The sequence below is a fragment of the Streptomyces sp. NPDC001339 genome, assembly GCF_042895955.1.
Classification (GTDB): domain Bacteria; phylum Actinomycetota; class Actinomycetes; order Streptomycetales; family Streptomycetaceae; genus Streptomyces.
In genome coordinates this window covers 525,928-543,268 of sequence record NZ_JBIAWT010000005.1, presented here as the reverse complement: position 1 = coordinate 543,268, position 17,341 = coordinate 525,928, and the positions used below count along the sequence as shown (strand labels likewise).

At 69.9% G+C, this 17,341-nt stretch carries 17 protein-coding genes; 9 read left to right on the top strand and 8 right to left on the bottom strand.

Features of this window, described 5'->3' with window-relative positions:
- Positions 1-260: 260 nt before the first annotated feature.
- A complete protein-coding gene (locus tag ACFY12_RS17835; RefSeq protein WP_390716711.1) occupies positions 261-899 on the bottom strand; it encodes a SurA N-terminal domain-containing protein in 639 nt (212 codons plus the stop codon).
- Positions 900-1,224: 325 nt separating this feature from the next.
- Between ACFY12_RS17835 and ACFY12_RS17830 the strand changes: the two genes are divergently transcribed.
- The 4 genes from ACFY12_RS17830 to ACFY12_RS17815 all read left to right on the top strand — a co-directional run bounded on the left by ACFY12_RS17830 (position 1,225) and on the right by ACFY12_RS17815 (position 4,221).
- Positions 1,225-1,455 (top strand): acyl carrier protein, encoded by a 231-nt coding sequence (locus tag ACFY12_RS17830; protein ID WP_390716710.1) that lies wholly within the window; start codon positions 1,225-1,227, stop codon positions 1,453-1,455.
- A 32-nt stretch (positions 1,456-1,487) separates the two neighbouring features.
- Complete coding sequence (locus ACFY12_RS17825; protein WP_390716709.1) at positions 1,488-2,696, top strand: beta-ketoacyl-[acyl-carrier-protein] synthase family protein; 1,209 nt, start codon at positions 1,488-1,490, stop codon at positions 2,694-2,696.
- 43 nt (positions 2,697-2,739) lie between these two features.
- On the top strand, positions 2,740-3,627 hold the full coding sequence (locus ACFY12_RS17820; protein WP_390716708.1) for an alpha/beta fold hydrolase: 888 nt from the start codon (positions 2,740-2,742) through the stop codon (positions 3,625-3,627).
- Positions 3,628-3,732: 105 nt separating this feature from the next.
- A complete protein-coding gene (locus ACFY12_RS17815; protein WP_390716707.1) occupies positions 3,733-4,221 on the top strand; it encodes a hypothetical protein in 489 nt (162 codons plus the stop codon).
- 108 nt (positions 4,222-4,329) lie between these two features.
- On the opposite strand, the gene ACFY12_RS17810 is transcribed toward ACFY12_RS17815, so the two are convergent.
- The 3 genes from ACFY12_RS17810 to ACFY12_RS17800 form a co-directional block, all read right to left on the bottom strand.
- Complete coding sequence (locus ACFY12_RS17810; protein ID WP_390716706.1) at positions 4,330-4,872, bottom strand: GntR family transcriptional regulator; 543 nt, start codon at positions 4,870-4,872, stop codon at positions 4,330-4,332.
- An 18-nt stretch (positions 4,873-4,890) separates the two neighbouring features.
- A complete protein-coding gene (locus tag ACFY12_RS17805) occupies positions 4,891-5,361 on the bottom strand; it encodes an NUDIX hydrolase (RefSeq protein WP_390716705.1) in 471 nt (156 codons plus the stop codon).
- A gap of 159 nt (positions 5,362-5,520) precedes the next feature.
- On the bottom strand, positions 5,521-6,774 hold the full coding sequence (locus tag ACFY12_RS17800) for a helix-turn-helix domain-containing protein (RefSeq protein WP_390716704.1): 1,254 nt from the start codon (positions 6,772-6,774) through the stop codon (positions 5,521-5,523).
- Positions 6,775-7,026: 252 nt separating this feature from the next.
- Here ACFY12_RS17800 and ACFY12_RS17795 point away from each other — a divergent pair, with 252 nt between their 5' ends.
- The 5 genes from ACFY12_RS17795 to ACFY12_RS17775 all read left to right on the top strand — a co-directional run bounded on the left by ACFY12_RS17795 (position 7,027) and on the right by ACFY12_RS17775 (position 11,510).
- A complete protein-coding gene (locus ACFY12_RS17795; RefSeq protein WP_390716703.1) occupies positions 7,027-8,277 on the top strand; it encodes a helix-turn-helix domain-containing protein in 1,251 nt (416 codons plus the stop codon).
- Positions 8,278-8,420: 143 nt separating this feature from the next.
- The gene (locus tag ACFY12_RS17790) at positions 8,421-8,738 is read left to right on the top strand and encodes a hypothetical protein (protein WP_390716702.1); all 318 of its coding nucleotides are present in this window, start codon (positions 8,421-8,423) and stop codon (positions 8,736-8,738) included.
- Between the two features lie 267 nt (positions 8,739-9,005).
- Positions 9,006-9,251, top strand: a complete 246-nt coding sequence (locus ACFY12_RS17785) for a hypothetical protein (protein ID WP_390716701.1) — start codon at positions 9,006-9,008, stop codon at positions 9,249-9,251.
- A 38-nt stretch (positions 9,252-9,289) separates the two neighbouring features.
- The gene (locus ACFY12_RS17780) at positions 9,290-9,475 is read left to right on the top strand and encodes a hypothetical protein (protein ID WP_390716700.1); all 186 of its coding nucleotides are present in this window, start codon (positions 9,290-9,292) and stop codon (positions 9,473-9,475) included.
- 535 nt (positions 9,476-10,010) lie between these two features.
- Positions 10,011-11,510, top strand: a complete 1,500-nt coding sequence (locus tag ACFY12_RS17775) for a DUF2079 domain-containing protein (protein ID WP_390716699.1) — start codon at positions 10,011-10,013, stop codon at positions 11,508-11,510.
- A gap of 27 nt (positions 11,511-11,537) precedes the next feature.
- Here the strand turns inward: ACFY12_RS17775 and ACFY12_RS17770 are convergent, their stop codons facing one another.
- From ACFY12_RS17770 to ACFY12_RS17755, 4 genes are all read right to left on the bottom strand, one after another.
- Positions 11,538-11,978 carry a PIN domain-containing protein gene (locus ACFY12_RS17770; protein WP_390716698.1) on the bottom strand — a complete coding sequence of 147 codons (441 nt, stop codon included), beginning with the start codon at positions 11,976-11,978 and terminating at the stop codon, positions 11,538-11,540.
- The gene (locus ACFY12_RS17765) at positions 11,975-12,229 is read right to left on the bottom strand and encodes a type II toxin-antitoxin system Phd/YefM family antitoxin (RefSeq protein WP_390716697.1); all 255 of its coding nucleotides are present in this window, start codon (positions 12,227-12,229) and stop codon (positions 11,975-11,977) included. Before ACFY12_RS17765 ends, ACFY12_RS17770 begins: the two co-directional genes overlap by 4 nt.
- 54 nt (positions 12,230-12,283) lie before the next feature.
- Entirely contained in the window at positions 12,284-15,856 is a 3,573-nt protein-coding gene (mfd, locus tag ACFY12_RS17760; RefSeq protein WP_390716696.1) for a transcription-repair coupling factor, read from the bottom strand.
- 206 nt (positions 15,857-16,062) lie between these two features.
- Complete coding sequence (locus ACFY12_RS17755; RefSeq protein ID WP_390716695.1) at positions 16,063-17,202, bottom strand: cellulose-binding protein; 1,140 nt, start codon at positions 17,200-17,202, stop codon at positions 16,063-16,065.
- Positions 17,203-17,341: the final 139 nt, after the last annotated feature.

Genomic DNA, 17,341 nt, shown 5'->3' with positions numbered 1-17,341 from the left:
TGCCCTCGGGGCGGGCGTCGGCGCCGGAGCGGGCGGCGGAACCGGCCCCCGTAGCGGAGGCGGCGCCATTGGCGGAGGCGGCGCCATTGGCGGAGGCAGCGCCATTGGCGGAGGCGGCGCCATTGGCGGAGGCAGCGCCATTGGCGGAAGCGGATGCGGAGGCGTCAGCAGCGTTCACGCACCGAACGTAACGCACGCCACTGACAACGCCCGGCCCGCGGTACTCACCACGCCCGGCCCCCGGCCCCGGCCCCCGGCCGTCAGGCCTGCTGCCTGACGGGTGTAGTGGTGATCCACGGCTCCTTGGTACGGCCGAGGATGACCTGCCGGTCGTCCCAGGTCCCGAACCGCGGATTGACGTCGATGCCCATCGAGCGGGAGGTGTCGGACAGCGTCCGGGCGAGCTTCTGCTGGCCCTGGGGGGTGTTGCGGTCGGCGCGGAGGTGTTCGGCGATGCCGTCGAGCAGCAGCTGGTTGCGGACCATGCCGTCGATCTCGTCGGGGGCGACGCCCTGTTGGAGCCACATCGCCTTGAACCGCTCGGCACCGCCGGCCCGCTCCTCCGCCCGGGCACGCCAGTTCTGGAGGTCGCGGCGGGTGACCGTCACCCCGGCGTTCTCCGCGGTGCGCGCCAGCACCTCGTCGAAGATCATGCCGTTGAGGGTGGCCAGGCTCAGCCGGCCGGTGTTCAGGATCAGCTGGGCGCCCTCCGGGGACCGGGCCTGGGCGTCCCGGACGTCCTTCACCTTGGCCTGCAGCTGCGCGACGGTGATCCGCTTGCCGTCCACGATGGCCGCGGCACCGGGGTGCGCCTCGCTTCCGCAGGCGGCGAGCAGCGGGGTCGCGGCCAGCAGGGCGGCGGTGGCGGTTACGGAGAGCGCTGTCCTACGGCGGAACACATGGCCTCCCGGCAGATCGTGCGACGGAGTCTCGACCTTTGGTGATCGATGTTATGAAGTCGGCGTGGCCCAGGCCACTGCTTCGGCCAACGATCTACGATCCGTGGCGTACCGGGTTCCCGGGTTTCCCGGCGTCCGGGCGTCCGGGCTTCCGGGCTTCCGGGCTTCCGGGCTTCCGCGGCCCCGGAGCCCCCGCCCCCTCGTCGTCATCCCGAGGCCCCCGTCCGCGCGTTCGCCTTGTCGGCGTATGGCGTGACTCAACGACCGTTTCATGCGTTGTTCCACATAGCCCAGACGGCCACAAAGGTCTAGAAAGGTGCCTGATATGGACATCGCCGAACAGGTCAGGACGCTGTTGACCACGAGGTTTGGAGTGGATCCGCTCTCGGTGACCTCTGACGCCCCCTTGCGCAAGCTGGGTGTGGACTCGTTGGCGCTGGAAGAGCTGCGGTTGCTCATCGAGGACGGCCTGAAGGTCGACCTGGAGGACGCCGAGTTGACACCTCGGAACAGTTTCGGACAGCTGCTGGCGGCCGTCCATTCGGCAGCCGCGTGACCGCCGGGACGCAGACGCCGTACCCGGCCTTCGTGACCGGGCTCGGGATACTGACCGCGGCCGGCATCGGCACCGCGGCGAACTGGCACGAGGTCACCCACGCCGCTTCCCCCTCCGGCGTACGGAAGCCCGCCGAGCTGCGCGATCTGCCCACCGACTTCGTGTACCTCATCGACGGCCTGGACATCGAAACCGCCCTGGACGCCGCGACCCGCCGCCTGACGGACCGTTTCTCCCGACTGGCGGTGCTGGCCGCCCGCGAGGCGGTGGCCGATGCCGGGCTGGATCCGCGGGCGTGGGACGGCGACCGGGTCGCGGTCGTCATCGGCACCGCCAACGGCGGGCTCCCGGTGTACGACGAGCAGCACACCGCACTCCTGGAGCGGGGCCACCGCCGGGTCTCCCCCATGCTGGCCGTCCTGACCACCGGCAACGGCGCCGCGGCGAGCGTCTGCCGCGATCTGGGCGCCCGGGGACCGAGCCTCACGGTGAACACCACCTGCGCGTCGGGCACCGACGCGATCGGCATCGCCCGTCAGCTGCTGCGCGCCGGAATGTGCGATATCGCCCTCGCCGGCGGCGCGGAGTCGTCCTGCTCCCGGCTGATCGTGGCCAGTATGTGCAAGATGAAGGGGCTCTCCACCCGGCGGGACGACCCGGCCGCGGCCTGCCGCCCCTTCGACGCCGACCGGGACGGCTTCGTTCTCGGCGAGGGCGCCGGCCTGCTCGTCCTGGAACGGCCCGAGCACGCCCGGGCGCGCGGCGCACGCACCAGGGCCATGGTCGTCGGCTACGGCACGGCCAACGACGCGTACGCCCCCGTCGCTCCGCACCCCGAAGGCGCGGGCGCCGAACGTGCCCTGCGGGCCGCACTGGCCGACGCCGGGGTCCGCGCCACCGACATCGGGCACGTCAACGCCCACGGCACCGCCACCGCGCTCAACGACCTCATCGAAAGCGCCATGCTCCGCCGGGTCCTCGGTGAGCACCCCCTGGTCACCTCGACCAAGGCCATGACCGGCCACACCCTGGGCGCCGCCGGCGGGATCGAAACCGCCTTCACCGTGCTGGCGCTCCAGCACCAGCTCGTACCGCCGACAGCCAACCTCGAATCCCCCGACCCCGACGTTCCCGTCGAGGTGGTGGCCAAGGAAGCCCGCCCCGCACGGTTGCAGTGTGCGGTGAAGACCTCACTGGGTTTCGGCGGGCACAACGCCGCCCTGGTCCTCAGCCGCGGGTGAGCCACCGCCCTTGACAGCGCGTGTATCCACGCGAAGGAGACGAATGACCGACGAAGTAGTCAACGCCCTGAGCGTGGACGGGCTGTCCTACTCCTACCGTCTGCTGCGGCAGCCGGCCCAGCGGATCGAACCGGTGCTCATTCTGGGCGGTTTGCTGCAGGGCAAGGACGGATGGGAGCACTTCGAAGAACCGGTACTTCCCCTGACGAGCCTGATCACCATCGACCTGCCGGGTTCCGGCAAGGCCGACCCGATCCGCGACGACCAGGGCATGGACACCTTGTGCCGGGCGGTCGAGCAGGTCCTCGACGACCTCAGCATCGTCAGCGTCAACCTGTTCGGGTACTCCTACGGCTCCGCCATCGGCTTCGCCTTCGCCCAACGGCACCCCCACCGGGTCGCCCGCCTCCTGCTCGGCGGAGTACCGGTGGAGGTCACCAGCATGCAACTGGACACCTGGCGGAAGGCCGCGACCCGCGTGATGGACGGCAGGCCCGGGGAGTTCGTCGAGCTCACCCTCAACCTCTGGCTCTGCCAGGACGAACGCCGCTACGTACGCCACCGCAGACTGGCCCGCCGCTACGTCAAACGCCTGCTCACCCACGCCGTCGCCAACACCACCCACGGATTCACCATCCTGAACCGCGCCGCGACCGAGGGGATGCAGCCGTCCGGCGAGCTGCGCGGCGTACCGGCGCTGGTCTTCTGCGGCGAGCACGACACCGTCTCCGCACCCGAGAAACAACGCGCCTTCGCCGCCAACGTCGAAAACTGCCGCTTCCTCACCATCACCGAGTGCGACCACTGGCTCCCCTTCGAACGCTCCCAGGACGTCGTCGACCTGGTGGTCCGCTTCTTCACCGACCAGCCCGTAGAGGGCGCGCACTACGCAGCCCAACCGGAGGCACGGGCGGAGCCTGCTATGCGGTAGGCCGACGGGGCCGGGGCGGACAACGGCCAGGGTCTGCTCCAGGGGGCGTCGCCGCGTCATCACGGCATGGGGCCGGGCGGATGCCGCCATGAAATCCTGCACTGCATGAACGTTCTAGACATTCTCACGCCTTTCGCTCAGACCGGCCGCATCGACACGGCGCGCATAGGAGCCCAGCTCAAGGACGTCACCGAGGTGTTGGGGCCTCCGTGGAACCGGGGGTCCTCGACCGGAGCTGACGGGCTGCCGTATCTGTACGCGTACGGCAGCCTGGAGGTCGCCACCTGCCAGGCTCACTGCCAGGTGATCGACTCGATCGTCGTCCAGACGGACTGGGCCACGATGGAATGGCCGTCGCGGGAGCCGGGCCAGCTGGAGACGTTCCCCGGTTATCCCGCCTATGGCGAAGTCCTGCGGGCGCTGAGCGACGCCGGATGCCCTTGGGAGAACTACGAGCCGCTGACTCTTGAAGGCCAGTGCGCGATCCGCGTCCCCGCCTCGGGAGTGACCTTCGTCTTCACCACCGAGGACGGGGAAGAGCCCATGCTCTGCAGCGCATCGGTGGCCGTCCACCGCCCCCACTCCTGCGGCTAGGGCCTGTGCCGGAAGTCCAGTCGTCCGCCAGAAGGGCGGGCCGCGGCCGTTCATGGTCTTCATGCAGGGACCGCCGGCCGTACACGCCGCCTTCGGTTCCCGGCACGGTCATCCGATCCTGATCTCGTAGCGCAGCCGCTGAAGGTGTCCGGGCATGGCCATCCTGTCGACTTGGATCGGCCGGTCGTCGCCGTCCAGCGTGACCCGTGTCAGCTGGAGCACCGGTTCGTCCGTGCCGGTCTGCAGGGCTTCACGTTCCTCGTCGCTGGGCATCCGGGCAATCACGTCCTCGCGTACCCGGGCGCCTGTGTGCCCGAGCTCGGCGAGGAGCGAGACCGCACCGCCGGGAATCTTGGCCGTCCCGGCCAGACGGGTTCCTCGTGCGATGTGGGCGGGGTAATAGGTGTCGGTCAACTCGCAGGGCGCGTCGTCGAGATACATCACGCGGCGTCGCACGACGACGCTCTCGCCCTCGGCGATCCCCAGGCAGTCCGCGATCTCGGCTGGTGCCGCGATCTCCCCAGCATGGACGATACGTTGCCTGCCCCGGCGACCACGGGCAGCAGCCTCCGCGCCCCAGGCGTCGGGCTGCCCCTCCTTACGGGGCGTCAGATACGGCATCGAGGTACTGACCCACTCGCCAGTGCTCACGGCGTCCTCCTGCGTGGCTTATCCCAGATATGGGGTGGGGCGGTGATCCAGGAAGTGCTGAACACGCAGCCGCTGTGTGTGGTGCATGGGCAGCACGTCAACCTCGCTGCGGGCCACGAATCGCAACTCTGAGGACTCCTCCGAGATCGACAGTGAGCCACCGACGATCCGCGCGGTAAAGCACACGTTGAATTGCCGCCTCGCCTCACCGTCGCTGTACGCGATGATGTGGCGCGGGTCCGTGTACGTACCGACAAGCCCCGTGATCTCTACGTCCAGCCCGGTCTCTTCCTTGACTTCCCGCACGGCCGCTCCTGGCAATGAATCGGCCATGTCCATCCCACCGCCGGGAAGCGCCCACAGGTCGTTATCAGTCCGCCGCTGCAGCAGAATTCGCCCGTCGTCATCCGTGACGACGGCCGATGCAGCGACTACCAAACTGTTTGGCTCCGGCGCATTCGGGTCGGCGTAATATTCAGTCCGTGCCACTGCTCAGCCCTCCCGCGCGGGTTTTGCCGTATCCGACACGGCATTGAAACTTTCGGCATGGCCGTCGAACATCCGCCCCGGCGTCGTGGCGCCGAAGGTGCCACGACGAGTGCACCATAAGCGTTCATGCCCCACAACGGCGCATATGCCCCCTCGGCACTAGTCGTACTCACGTAGCGCAGCGACCAGTTGGGGCCCTTCCTTCGCCCCTCTGCGCATCAATACGGCGGCTGTGGTGTGCAATTCGTTCCAAGAGTGCGGGCGGCCGACGGCAGCGGCATCAGGGACGCTCGCCACGGCCACGGATGCGGCCTGCGCCGATTCGCCCGCTCCGGCGAGCGCGTGCGCCAGGCAGGCGCGGTACCACGTCTTGTCGCGCCGGTACTCGTCCGGCAGGGCGTCAAGCCCACCCGTGAGGTGGTCGATGGCCGCCTGCCAGTCGCGCAGATGCAGGGACGCCATGCCGCGTTGCAGGGAGAACCACGTCTCGTCGTAGAAGTACATCCACACCGGTTCGTCCTCGGGGTGCTCGGACGCTCGGCTGATCAGCTCTTGCGCCTCGTCGAGGAGGCGGTGAGCGTCGCCGTCCTGGCCTTGGAGTGCGTGTCCTCTGGCTGCCATCTGCGTGGCCATGCCCTGTACGCCGAGAGACGTGCCAGGCGCCGACCAGCGGGCCGCCTCAGCAAGCCGTACGCACCGCATTCCGCGTCCACCGGACCATGCCATGTGTGCCTTCATGCTGAGGGTTGTGGCTGCCATGTTGGCGTCCCCGGCCTCAAGCGCCCACTCGTGAGACCGGTCGTACCAAGCCAGGGCGGCAGCCGTATGTGCCTGGTCCTGCGCCATCCACGCCAGGAACTGCGCATGCTCGGAGGCAAGGCGGACCACACGATCCGCCAGGTCGCCCCGCGCGCCCGCATACAAGTCGACGACCGTCCGAAGCTGCTGCCGCATCACGTCCGCGAGGGGCCGGGACCCAATCGTGTCTTCCGCACGTCGGTGCTCGGCCAGCAGCCGGTCAAGCCAGTCGAGGGTTGCCGTGTCCACACGATGCGTGGCGTCGACCACGCTGGTCACCCTGGCCAACAGGTCTTCGTCCGGCGCCACGCCAGGGAGAGACAGGCCCTGTACCGGGGCCGCGTCGGCGGTCAGAGGCACGCTGGTGGACTGAAGAGCGGGCGGGACGCCGATCCCCGCCACAATGCGTTGCCGCACTTCCACGGAGGTCACCCTCCTGCAACCCCGCTCGATATCGGACACGTCCGGCTGGACAAGGCCGACGCGTTCACCGAGCTTCATCTGACTCAAGCCGGTGAGCTTGCGGTACGTGCGGAAGACGGCGCCCCAGTCCCCGCTGGTGACCGCCGCCGCAAGCTGTGGGTGGGACCACAGGTCTCCGGGATTTTCTCCCATACCTCAAATATAGGCGGGCTTGCAGGTGCATGGGATGGGAGCAACCGGACGCTGCTGCAAGGGACTTAAGGCAGACGACCCCGCGACCACGGGAGGTGGACCGGGGCGTGGACACGAACCCCTACGACAACGACCGTGCCACGCTTGGCGGGGCCGAATCGGGTACAGCCAGGCGGCTCCTGCGAGGGATCAACAAGTACGGCCCCACCCCGTACTCTGGCAGTGACGAGCTGCACAGAAAGGGGCAAGGCCGTGTCTTCAGATGCTACCCCCGAACCGTTCGCGGAACCGGTCGCGTTCGGCCAGCGCATGCAGATTCTGCGCACCCGTCGCGGCATGAGTCGGGGTGTCTTGGCCGGCCTGCTTGGTAAGTCGCCAAGCTGGGTGAAGCAAGTTGAGGGTGGGCGCCTGCACATGCCCAAGCTCCCCATGGTGCTGCGTATCGCTGAAGCCCTCCGAGTACGGAACCTCTCTGACCTCACCGGTGATCAGTCGATGGCAGTCGACTTGTTCACCGGTCCAGGACACGCCCGGTTGCCCCAAGTCCGCCAGGCCATCGACTCATTCCCATTGACGACACAGCGAGAGGCGCCACCCTCAGCGCATCTTCGAGAAAGGCTTTCCCGCGCGTGGAGCGCCCGGCATTCCGCCCCCCATCACAGGGATGTCATCGGAGCACTCCTGCCGGATTTGATCCGAGATGCACAATGTGTGGCACTGCAAGCCAACTCGGCGAGCGAGCGCCGGGTAGCCCAGGGGCTCATGGCAGAGGTCTACAGCCTGAGTCAGTTCTTCATCGCTTACCAGCCGGATGCATCTCTGCTGTGGCGTGTCGTCGAGCGCAGCATGATTGCCGCGCAGGAATCGGAAGATCCGCATGCCATCGGTGTTGCGGCGTGGCTGGCCGCGCAGGCTCACCGCGACAGCGGACATGCCCATTTCGACTCTGCCGACGCTGTGAACCTGGAGACGATCCGGTACCTGGAGACGTTCCTGCCCGATGCGAGTAACGACGTGCTCGCCATTGCGGGGGCACTGCAATTCGAGGCCGGATATACCGCCGCCCGCCGAGGCGACACGGGAACTGCTTGGCGTTACTGGGATACGGCACGCACTATGGCCGACCGACTGCCTGCCGACTACTACCACCCCGTTACGTCCTTCTCCCAGGCAGTCATGGGAGCACACGCGGTCACTATCGCGGTCGAACTGCACGCGGGTGCAGAAAGCGTCCGGCAGGCCGCTGCTGCGGACGCAGCAATAATCCCTTCCCGCCCCCGGCGCGCTCGGCACCGCATCGAGGAGGCACGCGGGTATCAACTCGATGGGCAGACCGAAGCGGCACTTGCCGCGCTCGACAAGGCCTACGAGGCGGCTCCGGAAACGATCCGCTACAACGGCTACGCCCGCCGCATCGTCTTGGAAGAAACGGACTCAAAGAGCCCGGCACAGCGACGCCGGGCCAGCGAACTAGCAGTCAAGATCGGCGTACTCGCGGCATGAACGAGGGGGCACAAACTGTGCCCCCTCTTTCTCCGCAGGGGTCCTACGGTCAGTCAACACGTGACTACGTGGCTGCCAGAGACCCCCGCAACCGCTGCTGACGGCCCGGGGGCATGGCCACCAACCCCTGGGAGGTTGACGACATGCGCAAACATAGCGCGTGGATCTTCGAACTGCTGTTGCGGGTGTTGCTGCCCGCGCGCGGGCGCCATCGGTCCACGGACGCGCTGCCCGCCGTGGGGTGCGCGGACGCGCCGACGCTCGCACTTCCCCGCGTGCCCGCACGTGAGTCGGGGCTGTTGCGGGGTGAGGACTCGGCCCTGATCCGTCCGTACGTCCTCACGCCCGAAGAGCAACAGGAGCAGCGCTTGCGGCGCGGGCGGCGGCGGGCGCTGTGGCTCGCGACGTACGGGGTCGATTCAGGGCCGCGCTGGATCCACGGTGTGGAGGTGGTGAGCTGATGCCCGGCAACTGCCGCCCCGTCCACCTACAAGATCCTCTTCCGCAACAGGAGCCCGAGCCGGTTGACGGGTGCGACGTGTGTGCCGCCCTGGTCCGACAGCGCTCGGCGGCGCGCACCGTCGGGGACATGTCGAGGGTGATCGACTGCAACATCGAGGTGCGCCGTCACCCGCACCTGAAGCGGGAGGGCCGATGACGACCGGGGCACGCACAGATAGTCAGTCGGCAGCGATCGCCTACCAGGGTCTTCAAACGGCGGCAGGGTCATGAGGGCGGGCGCGTGGTCGCGGCTGCGCTATCGGGTCGAGCAAGCGTGGAACCGGTACATCAGGTATCGGGAGCTGTACCGGCAGCTCGACCAGATGCGGGCGGATCTCAAGGCCCGTACCGCGTGGGTGGATGAGCTGACCGAGGAGGAGCTGGCGGAGATGCTGCGTGGTCTCGCCGCGTGCATCGACGCCATGCAGGCGGTGGGCAGTGATGCCCCGGACCGTCCGGAGGGCACGGCATGAGGGCCCGGTATCGGTTCGCTGAGTGGAGGCTGTCAGCCATGACGGGCATGGGGCTCCGGTACGTCGGCAAGTGCCTCACCTGCGCAGAACACTCCGTCGACACCGCCGACCCGGACGACGGACAGGTGTGGTGCCTGAGACACGCGGGCGCTACCGGCCACACCAGTTATGAGATGTCGGCATTCCAGTACTTCGACGCCATGATGACCGCCCCCCGGCCTTAGCGGCGGGCGGTCGAGGCCACCCGGCTCCTAGCACGCGCTGGGTGGGTCTGCCTGGACTGTGTACGCGAGACCAGCCGACCCGCAGCGCAGTAGCCACACCATCGGCCCCCGTTCGCCCACTACAGCGACGGGGGCCGACCCATGCCCGGCTGCCTTGAGAACGTCCGGGTGGGTGGTGGGGGTGGGAGGTGGGGGTGGGTGGTGGGGGTGGGTGGTGGGGGTGGGTGGTGGGGGTGGGTGGTGGGGGTGGGTGGTGGGGGTGGGGCCGCTTGCTGAACGCAGCGGCTTCCCTACCTCCTCGCTCCCGACGGCCCAGCACCGCGACGCGTGGCGCCAGGCCGTCCGGCCGTCCCGCCGTCCCGCCGTCCCGCCATCCCGCCGTCCCGCACGGGAACGGGCCGCGTGTGGGAACGGACCGCTCCGCAGTCGCGTCTCCACCACTGCCGGCCTGTGCCGTCGGCGGCCCGGCCGCCAGGCCGCCTGGCACATCCGTTCGAGTATCTTTCCGTGTAGTTGAGAGTGAGCGAGGACCCTCATGGACACGGCCGCAGCAACGGCCGGCGGTACCCCCGGGCCGGGCACGGGCACGGACGACGGCGGCAGCGTGCCGCGGCCCCGGACCGCCACCCCGGCCACGACCGCGACCGCAGGCCCCGCCCCGCGAGGCGCCCTCCTCGCTTCGCTGCGCGCGCCCCGGCTCGATCCGTACTGGACCGCCGGATTCTTCTTCCTCGCCTTCACGCTGCTGGCCCTGTGGCGCTTCCGCACGCTGTCCACGTCCTCCTGGGACCTGGGCATCTTCGAACAGGCGATACGCGGCTACGCCCAGCTCCAGGCGCCGATAGTCGACCTCAAGGGCCCCGGCACCAACATCCTCGGCGACCACTTCAGCCCCGTCCTGGTCCTGCTCGCCCCGCTCTACCGGCTCTTCCCCTCCCCCCTGACCCTGCTGATCGCCCAGGCCGCCCTGTTCGCGCTCTCCACGGTCCCGGTCACCCGCGCCGCCGCCCGCCACCTCGGCCGCCTGCCGGGCCTGGCCATCGGCATCGCGTACGGCATGTCCTGGGGCGTGCAGAAGGCCGTCGACTTCGACTTCCACGAGATCGCCTTCGCGCTGCCGCTGATCGCCTTCGCCCTCGAAGCGGTGCTGCGCGGGCGATGGACCGCGGCGGTGTGCTGGGCCGCGCCGCTCGTCCTGGTCAAGGAGGACCTCGGCGTCACCGCCGCCGCCATCGGCGCCCTCGCCCTGCTGCGCACCCGCCGGGCCAGTCCGCTGCCCATCGCCCTGGTCGCCTTCGGACTCACCGCCACCGCCGTCACCCTCGGCGTGTTCATACCTGCCTTCAACGGCTCGGGCTCGTACGACTACTGGAGCAAGTTCGGGGCCGACAACGGCGGCGCGACCATCCCGCTCGGCACCGCACTCAACACCACGCTGTGGGTACTGCTGCCCACGACCGGGCTCCTCGCGCTGCGCTCCCCTCTCCTCCTGGTCGCGCTGCCCACCCTCGGCTGGCGGTTTCTCTCCCACGAGTCGCACTACTGGGGCACCGACTGGCACTACAACGCCGTCCTGATGCCGGTGGTCTTCCTCGCCCTGGTCGACGCCCTGCCCCGGGCCCGGGCCTCTGTCCGGCCCTGGCTGCGGACGTACGCCCACCACCTGCCGGCCGCCGTCCTGGCCGCCGCTCTCGCGCTCACCACCACCCTGCCGCTGGCCCGGCTCACCGAGACGGCCACCTACCGCACGCCGCCGGAGGCCACCGCCGCGGCGAAGCTGCTGGAGCGGATACCCGACGGCGCCACCGTGGAGTCCGGCATCCGCCCGCTGAGCCGGCTCACCGACCGCACGCGGGTCTTCTGGATGGGCGCCACGGGCGGGCTGGCGCCCGACTACATCGCCGACGAACTCCGCGACGACCACACCCCGGAGCAGGTCCTCGCCGACGCGACGGCCCGCCACCCGAAGTCGAGGTACGCGGTCCTCGGAGGCGGCCGGGACATCGTGGTCCTCAAGCGGACGTCCCCGCGCTGACCGTCACACCAACGGGAGCAGGCCGGTTCACAGGTCATCGGGCAGCAGCCGGAAGCAGGCGTGGCCCGTCAGCGGCCGGATCACCCGGAAGTGTTCACGGTCCAGCGTCAGCACGGCATCGGTGCGGAACTCGGCCGCCAAGGCGGCGTTCATCGCGTCGGTGAGGCCGATCTCGAGGTCTTTGTACCGCGCCATCAAAGCCCGGGCGACCCTCAGATGCGGAGCCACTTCGGGGACTTCGTAGCGCCGCAGATCTCCCTTCTCCATGATGTGGTCGAGCACACGGATCGCGGCGTCTGCGCCGATTCGAGTGATGACCAGGTAGTCCAGCTCGGCCAGCACCATGGGCGAGATCACCAGATGGCCGATCCGGGACCGGGCCGTCCGGCATGCGGCGTGCTCCGCATCATGGCGGTTGAAGATCGCGAGGAGCGCCGAGGTGTCGGCGATCGCCACCGGGACGCTCACTCGCCGAACCCTTCAGCCAGCAGTTCGTCGACTCGCGCGGACAGGTCCGCGGGGCCGTCGAACAGCGGCAGATCGTCTTCATCACCCATGGGGTCGGTGGGGTACGGAGGCACGGGCTCGGCCTGCCCCACCGGGACCAGGGTGGCGATGTGCCGGCCGTTCTTCGTGACCGCTATGGCCTGTCCATGCTCAGCCGCGGCCAGCACCTTCGCGGATTGCTGGTTGAACTCACGAGCAGTGGTCGTCTCCATACCCCTAACGTACTACTCGTGTACTACATGGTCCACTGGCCCACGGCTGCTCCTCTACGACCCCAGAACCGTCGCCAGGAACTCCCCCACCCAGGCCAGCAGGTCGCGGCCGACCAGGGGCTTGCCGCCGATCTTGCCGGTGGTCGGGCGCGGCACCAGGATCTGGCGGGTGGCCGGCTTGAGGACCGTGCGGGGGTAGAGGCGCTTGAGGCGGAGCTCCTGGGACTCGCGGAGTTCGACCGGGCCGAAGCGGATGTTGCTGCCCTGGAGGGTGATGTCCGTGACCCCGCAGGAGCGGGCGAGCATGCGCAGGCCGGCGACCAGGAGGAGGTTCTCGACCGGCTCCGGCAGCTTGCCGTAGCGGTCGGTGAGCTCCTCGCGGACGGCGGCGATATCCGCTTCCGTGGACGCGGAGGCGATGGCGCGGTACGCCTGGAGGCGCAGCCGCTCGCCGGGCGCGTAGTCGTGCGGGACGTGCGCGTCCACCGGAAGTTCGATCTTGACCTCCAGGGGCGGCTCCTCCTCCACGCCGCCCTCCAGGGAGGCGCGGTAGTCGGCGACGGCCTCGCCGACCATCCGTACGTACAGGTCGAAGCCGACGCCGGCGATATGGCCGGACTGCTCACCGCCCAGCAGATTGCCCGCGCCGCGGATCTCCAGGTCCTTCATCGCGACGTACATACCGGCGCCCATCTCCGTGTGCTGGGCGATCGTCGCCAGGCGCTCGTGGGCGGTCTCGGTGAGCGGCTTCTCGGGCGGGTAGAGGAAGTAGGCGTAGCCGCGCTCGCGGCCCCGGCCCACCCGGCCGCGCAGCTGGTGGAGCTGGGAGAGGCCGAAGTTGTCACCGCGCTCGACGATCAGGGTGTTGGCGTTGGAGATGTCGATACCGGACTCGACGATCGTGGTCGATACCAGGACGTCGAACTTCTTCTCCCAGAAGTCGACGACGACCTGCTCCAGCGCGTTCTCCGACATCTGGCCGTGCGCGGTGGCGATCCGGGCCTCGGGGACGATCGCGCGCAGCCGCGCGGCGGCCCTGTCGATGGTTTCGACGCGGTTGTGGATGTAGAAGACCTGGCCCTCGCGCAGCAGTTCACGCCGGATGGCCGCACCGATCTGCTTCTCCTCGTACGGGCCGACGAAGGTCAGGACCGGGTGGCGCTCCTCGGGCGGGGTGGTGATCGTGGACATCTCGCGGATGCCCGTGACCGCCATTTCGAGGGTGCGCGGGATCGGGGTCGCGGACATCGTCAGGACGTCCACGTTGGCGCGGAGCTTCTTCAGCTGCTCCTTGTGCTCGACGCCGAAGCGCTGCTCCTCGTCGACGATGACCAGCCCCAGGTCCTTGAACTTGGTCTCGGAGGAGAACAGGCGGTGGGTGCCGATGACGATGTCGACCGCGCCCTCCCGCAGCCCCTCCAGGGTCGCCTTGGCCTCCGCGTCGGTCTGGAAGCGGGAGAGCGCCCGCACGTTGACGGGGAACTGGCCGTAGCGCTCGGTGAACGTGCCGTAGTGCTGCTGGACGAGGAGGGTGGTGGGCACCAGAACGGCCACCTGCTTGCCGTCCTGGACGGCCTTGAAGGCGGCGCGGACCGCGATCTCGGTCTTGCCGTAACCCACATCGCCGCAGATCAGACGGTCCATCGGGACCGACTTCCGCATGTCGTCCTTGACCTCGGCGATGGTGGTCAGCTGATCGGGCGTCTCCGCGTACGGGAAGGCGTCCTCCAGCTCGCGCTGCCAGGGGGTGTCCGGGCCGAAGGCGTGGCCGGGGGCCGCCATCCGGGCGGAGTAGAGCTTGATCAGATCCGCCGCGATCTCCTTGACGGCCTTCTTGGCACGCGCCTTGGTCTTCGTCCAGTCGGCACCGCCCAGCCGGTGCAGGGTCGGGGCCTCGCCGCCCACGTACTTGGTGACCTGCTCCAGCTGGTCGGTGGGGATGTAGAGGCGGTCGCCGGGCTGGCCCCGCTTGGCGGGCGCGTACTCGACGAGGAGGTACTCACGGGTGGCGCCCTGGACGGTGCGCTGCACCATCTCGATATAGCGGCCGACGCCGTGCTGCTCGTGGACGATGAAGTCGCCCGCCTGGAGCGTGAGCGGATCGATCTGCTTACGGCGGCGGGCCGGCATCCGCGCCCCGTCCTTGCCGGCCGCCTTCTGGCCGGACAGGTCGGTCTCGGTCAGCACGGCGAGCTTGAGGGACGGGTCGATGAAGCCGTTGTCGAGGGAGCCGCAGGCGACGTGGACGACCGACGGCGAGACCGCGGGCAGGTCGGCGTCGAGGCGGGCGGCGATCCCCTCACCGCCGAGGACCTCGACCGTACGGGCCGCCGGGCCGTGCGCCTCGGTCACATACACCGTGCGCCAGCCGTCGGCGAGCCACTGCTTGGTGTCGGCCAGCGCCCGCTGGGTGTCGCCCCGGTAGGTCTCGGGGGCGCGCATGCCCAGCTTGAGGGTGTCGCCGTCCTCGGCGGACGGCTCCTCGTCCGGGGCGCCGGGCTCGGTGCCGCCGGCCGCGAACGGCGTCACCGACCACCACATCATCTCCAGCTCACGGGCCCGGTCGCGGACGTCCGCGATACCCCACAGGGAGGCCGCGCCGACGTCGATCGGGGCCGCTCCCCCGCCCGCACTGGCGGCCCAGGACGCCTGGAGGAACTCCTGGCTGGTCGCCACCAGGTCGGCGGCCCGGGTCCGTACCCGCTCCGGATCGCACACCACACCCATCGAACCCTCGGGCAGCACGTCCAGCAGCAGCTCCATATCGTCGACGAGCACCGGCGCGAGCGACTCCATGCCCTCCACCGCGATGCCCTCGGCGATCTTGCCGAGCAGCTCGCCCAGCTCCGGATGCGCCTCGGCGAGGGCCGCGGCCCGTCCCCGTACGTCCTCGGTGAGCAGCAGCTCACGGCACGGCGGTGCCCACAGGCCGTGCTCGGCGACCTCCAGGGAGCGCTGGTCGGCGACCTTGAAGTACCGGATCTCCTCGACGTCGTCGCCCCAGAACTCGACCCGGAGCGGGTGCTCCTCGGTCGGCGGGAAGACATCGAGGATGCCGCCGCGGACCGCGAACTCACCGCGCTTCTCGACCAGTTCGACGCGCGCGTACGCGGCGGCCGCCAGCGCCTCGACGACCTCTTCCAGATCGGCCGACTCGCCCGTCCGCAGACTGACCGGCTCCAGGTCGCCCAGGCCCTTGACCTGCGGCTGGAGCACGGAACGGATCGGCGCGACCACGACGGAGACGGGGCCGGCGGTCGGGTCGTCCGCCCGCGGATGGGCGAGCCGGCGCAGCACCGCGAGACGGCGGCCGACGGTGTCCGAGCGCGGGGAGAGCCGCTCGTGCGGCAGCGTCTCCCAGGCCGGGAACTCCACGACGGAGTGCTCCTGGCCGGCCGGCACCAGGCTGCGCAGCGCGGCGGCCAGGTCCTCGGCCTCCCGGCCGGTGGCGGTCACCGCCAGCACGGTCCGCCGCGCCTCCCGGGCCAGCGCGGCGATCACGAACGGGCGGGCGGCCGACGGGCCCACCACATCCACCTGCCGACGGCGCCCGTCGGCCGCGGCCTGCACCGCTTCGGCGAGCGCCGGATCCCGTACGACGGCGTCGAGCAGACCAGTGAGGCTCATGAAAAAGTTCCGTCCCAGCAGGCGAGGCGAACAACGCGAACGGCCCGCGACGTGTCACGGGCGGGCGCTGCCCACGATACGCCCGACCACCGACAGCCTGCCGCCCGCGCGGAGGGGGCCCGGGCGGCGGCGCCTGGGCGGTGGTGCCGGGGTGGTGGTGCCTGGGGGTGGTGCCTGGGCGGGCGGCAGGGGATGGGGCGGGACGGTCAGCCTTCGGCGCTGCCGCGGGTGCGGGGGAGGCGGGTCTCCAGCGTGTCTTCGTTGTCGGGGTCGGGTCCCGCGGATCCTGTGGACCCCGCGGCCCACGCGGCTGCCGCTGACGGGGCGGGCTCCCCGGACTCCTTGGACTCCTTGTGCTCCTTGGGCCCCTTGCCCGGCTCGGATCCCGCGGACGAGGCCGATGGGGCAGATGGGGCAGATGCGTCGGACGAGGCGGAGCCAAGGTCGGCGTCCCCCGCCCCCTCCGGCTCCGGCGCCTTCCCGGTCAGCGCCGCCAGGCTGTTACGGACATGCGTCATATGGGAGCGGACCTCCTCACGCCGCTCCGCATGCTCCCGAAGGATCCGCTCCGTGGCCCGCTCGATGCGCTCCGCCTCGACCCTCGCCTGTGCCAGCAGCTCCGCTCCGCGGTCCTCGGCGGCCTCCTGCTGGTGCCGGGCGGCCTCCTCGACCTCCGCCTGCAGCCGGCGGTGCTCGGCGATGATCCCCTGCCCATGGGCGTCCAGCTGCGTGACCACCTGCTCCAGCTCCGCCTCCCGCTCCGCGATCCGCCGCCCAGCCGCGTCCCACTCCTCGGCCTGCTGCTTCTCCTGGTCACTCAGCATCTGCTCGGTACGGCGCATCATCTCGGCAAGCTCCTCGCCCGCCTCCGCGCGCACTTGCTCGGCCTCCTTGGCCGCCGCGGCCACCAGCCGGGTGGCCTCGTGCTCCGCCCGCTCCGCCGTACGCCGGGACAGTTCGTCCGCCTCGGTGCGCAGCGCGGACGCCGCCCCATCCGCCGCGTCCCGCACCTCGCGCCCGTACGCGTCGGCCTCCTCGCGGGCCTCCTTCGCGGCGTGCTCCGCCTCGGCACGCAGCCGGGCCGCCTCCGACTCCGACGTGGTCAGGATCAGCAGGGCGTCTCTGCCGAGGGTCTCGTACGCCGGCTCCGGCAGCTGTTCCACACGGGCACGCAGCGCGTCGAGTTCGGCCTCCATCTCACCGCACAGGACGGTGAGCCGGGCGGCACGCTCCCAGCACGAGTCGCGGTCGATGGAGAGTCCTTCGAAGCGGCGGTCCACGTCCTCCGGGCGGTAGCCACGCCCTCGTACGGTCTCGAACCCGTGAGGCGAAACCGATGCACTCATCCCTGAAGCCCCTCTGTGGAGTTACGCGCGGTGTCGTGTGGACGGGTGCGGAGCCGCGCCGGTGCGGCACTTCACCCAACTCACCCCACCTAGGATGCGTCATTTATCGCCAGAAGTCGGAATTGGATCATCCGCGTCT

Coding starts and splice junctions, on each gene's coding strand:
- ACFY12_RS17830 (WP_390716710.1), top strand. CDS start 1,225: ATGGACATCGCCGAACAGGTCAGGACGCTGTTGACCACGAGGTTTGGA.
- ACFY12_RS17820 (WP_390716708.1), top strand. CDS start 2,740: ATGACCGACGAAGTAGTCAACGCCCTGAGCGTGGACGGGCTGTCCTAC.
- ACFY12_RS17815 (WP_390716707.1), top strand. CDS start 3,733: ATGAACGTTCTAGACATTCTCACGCCTTTCGCTCAGACCGGCCGCATC.
- ACFY12_RS17800 (WP_390716704.1), bottom strand. CDS start 6,774: ATGGGAGAAAATCCCGGAGACCTGTGGTCCCACCCACAGCTTGCGGCG.
- ACFY12_RS17790 (WP_390716702.1), top strand. CDS start 8,421: ATGCGCAAACATAGCGCGTGGATCTTCGAACTGCTGTTGCGGGTGTTG.
- ACFY12_RS17785 (WP_390716701.1), top strand. CDS start 9,006: ATGAGGGCGGGCGCGTGGTCGCGGCTGCGCTATCGGGTCGAGCAAGCG.
- ACFY12_RS17780 (WP_390716700.1), top strand. CDS start 9,290: ATGACGGGCATGGGGCTCCGGTACGTCGGCAAGTGCCTCACCTGCGCA.
- ACFY12_RS17775 (WP_390716699.1), top strand. CDS start 10,011: ATGGACACGGCCGCAGCAACGGCCGGCGGTACCCCCGGGCCGGGCACG.
- ACFY12_RS17765 (WP_390716697.1), bottom strand. CDS start 12,229: ATGGAGACGACCACTGCTCGTGAGTTCAACCAGCAATCCGCGAAGGTG.
- mfd (WP_390716696.1), bottom strand. CDS start 15,856: ATGAGCCTCACTGGTCTGCTCGACGCCGTCGTACGGGATCCGGCGCTC.
- ACFY12_RS17755 (WP_390716695.1), bottom strand. CDS start 17,202: ATGAGTGCATCGGTTTCGCCTCACGGGTTCGAGACCGTACGAGGGCGT.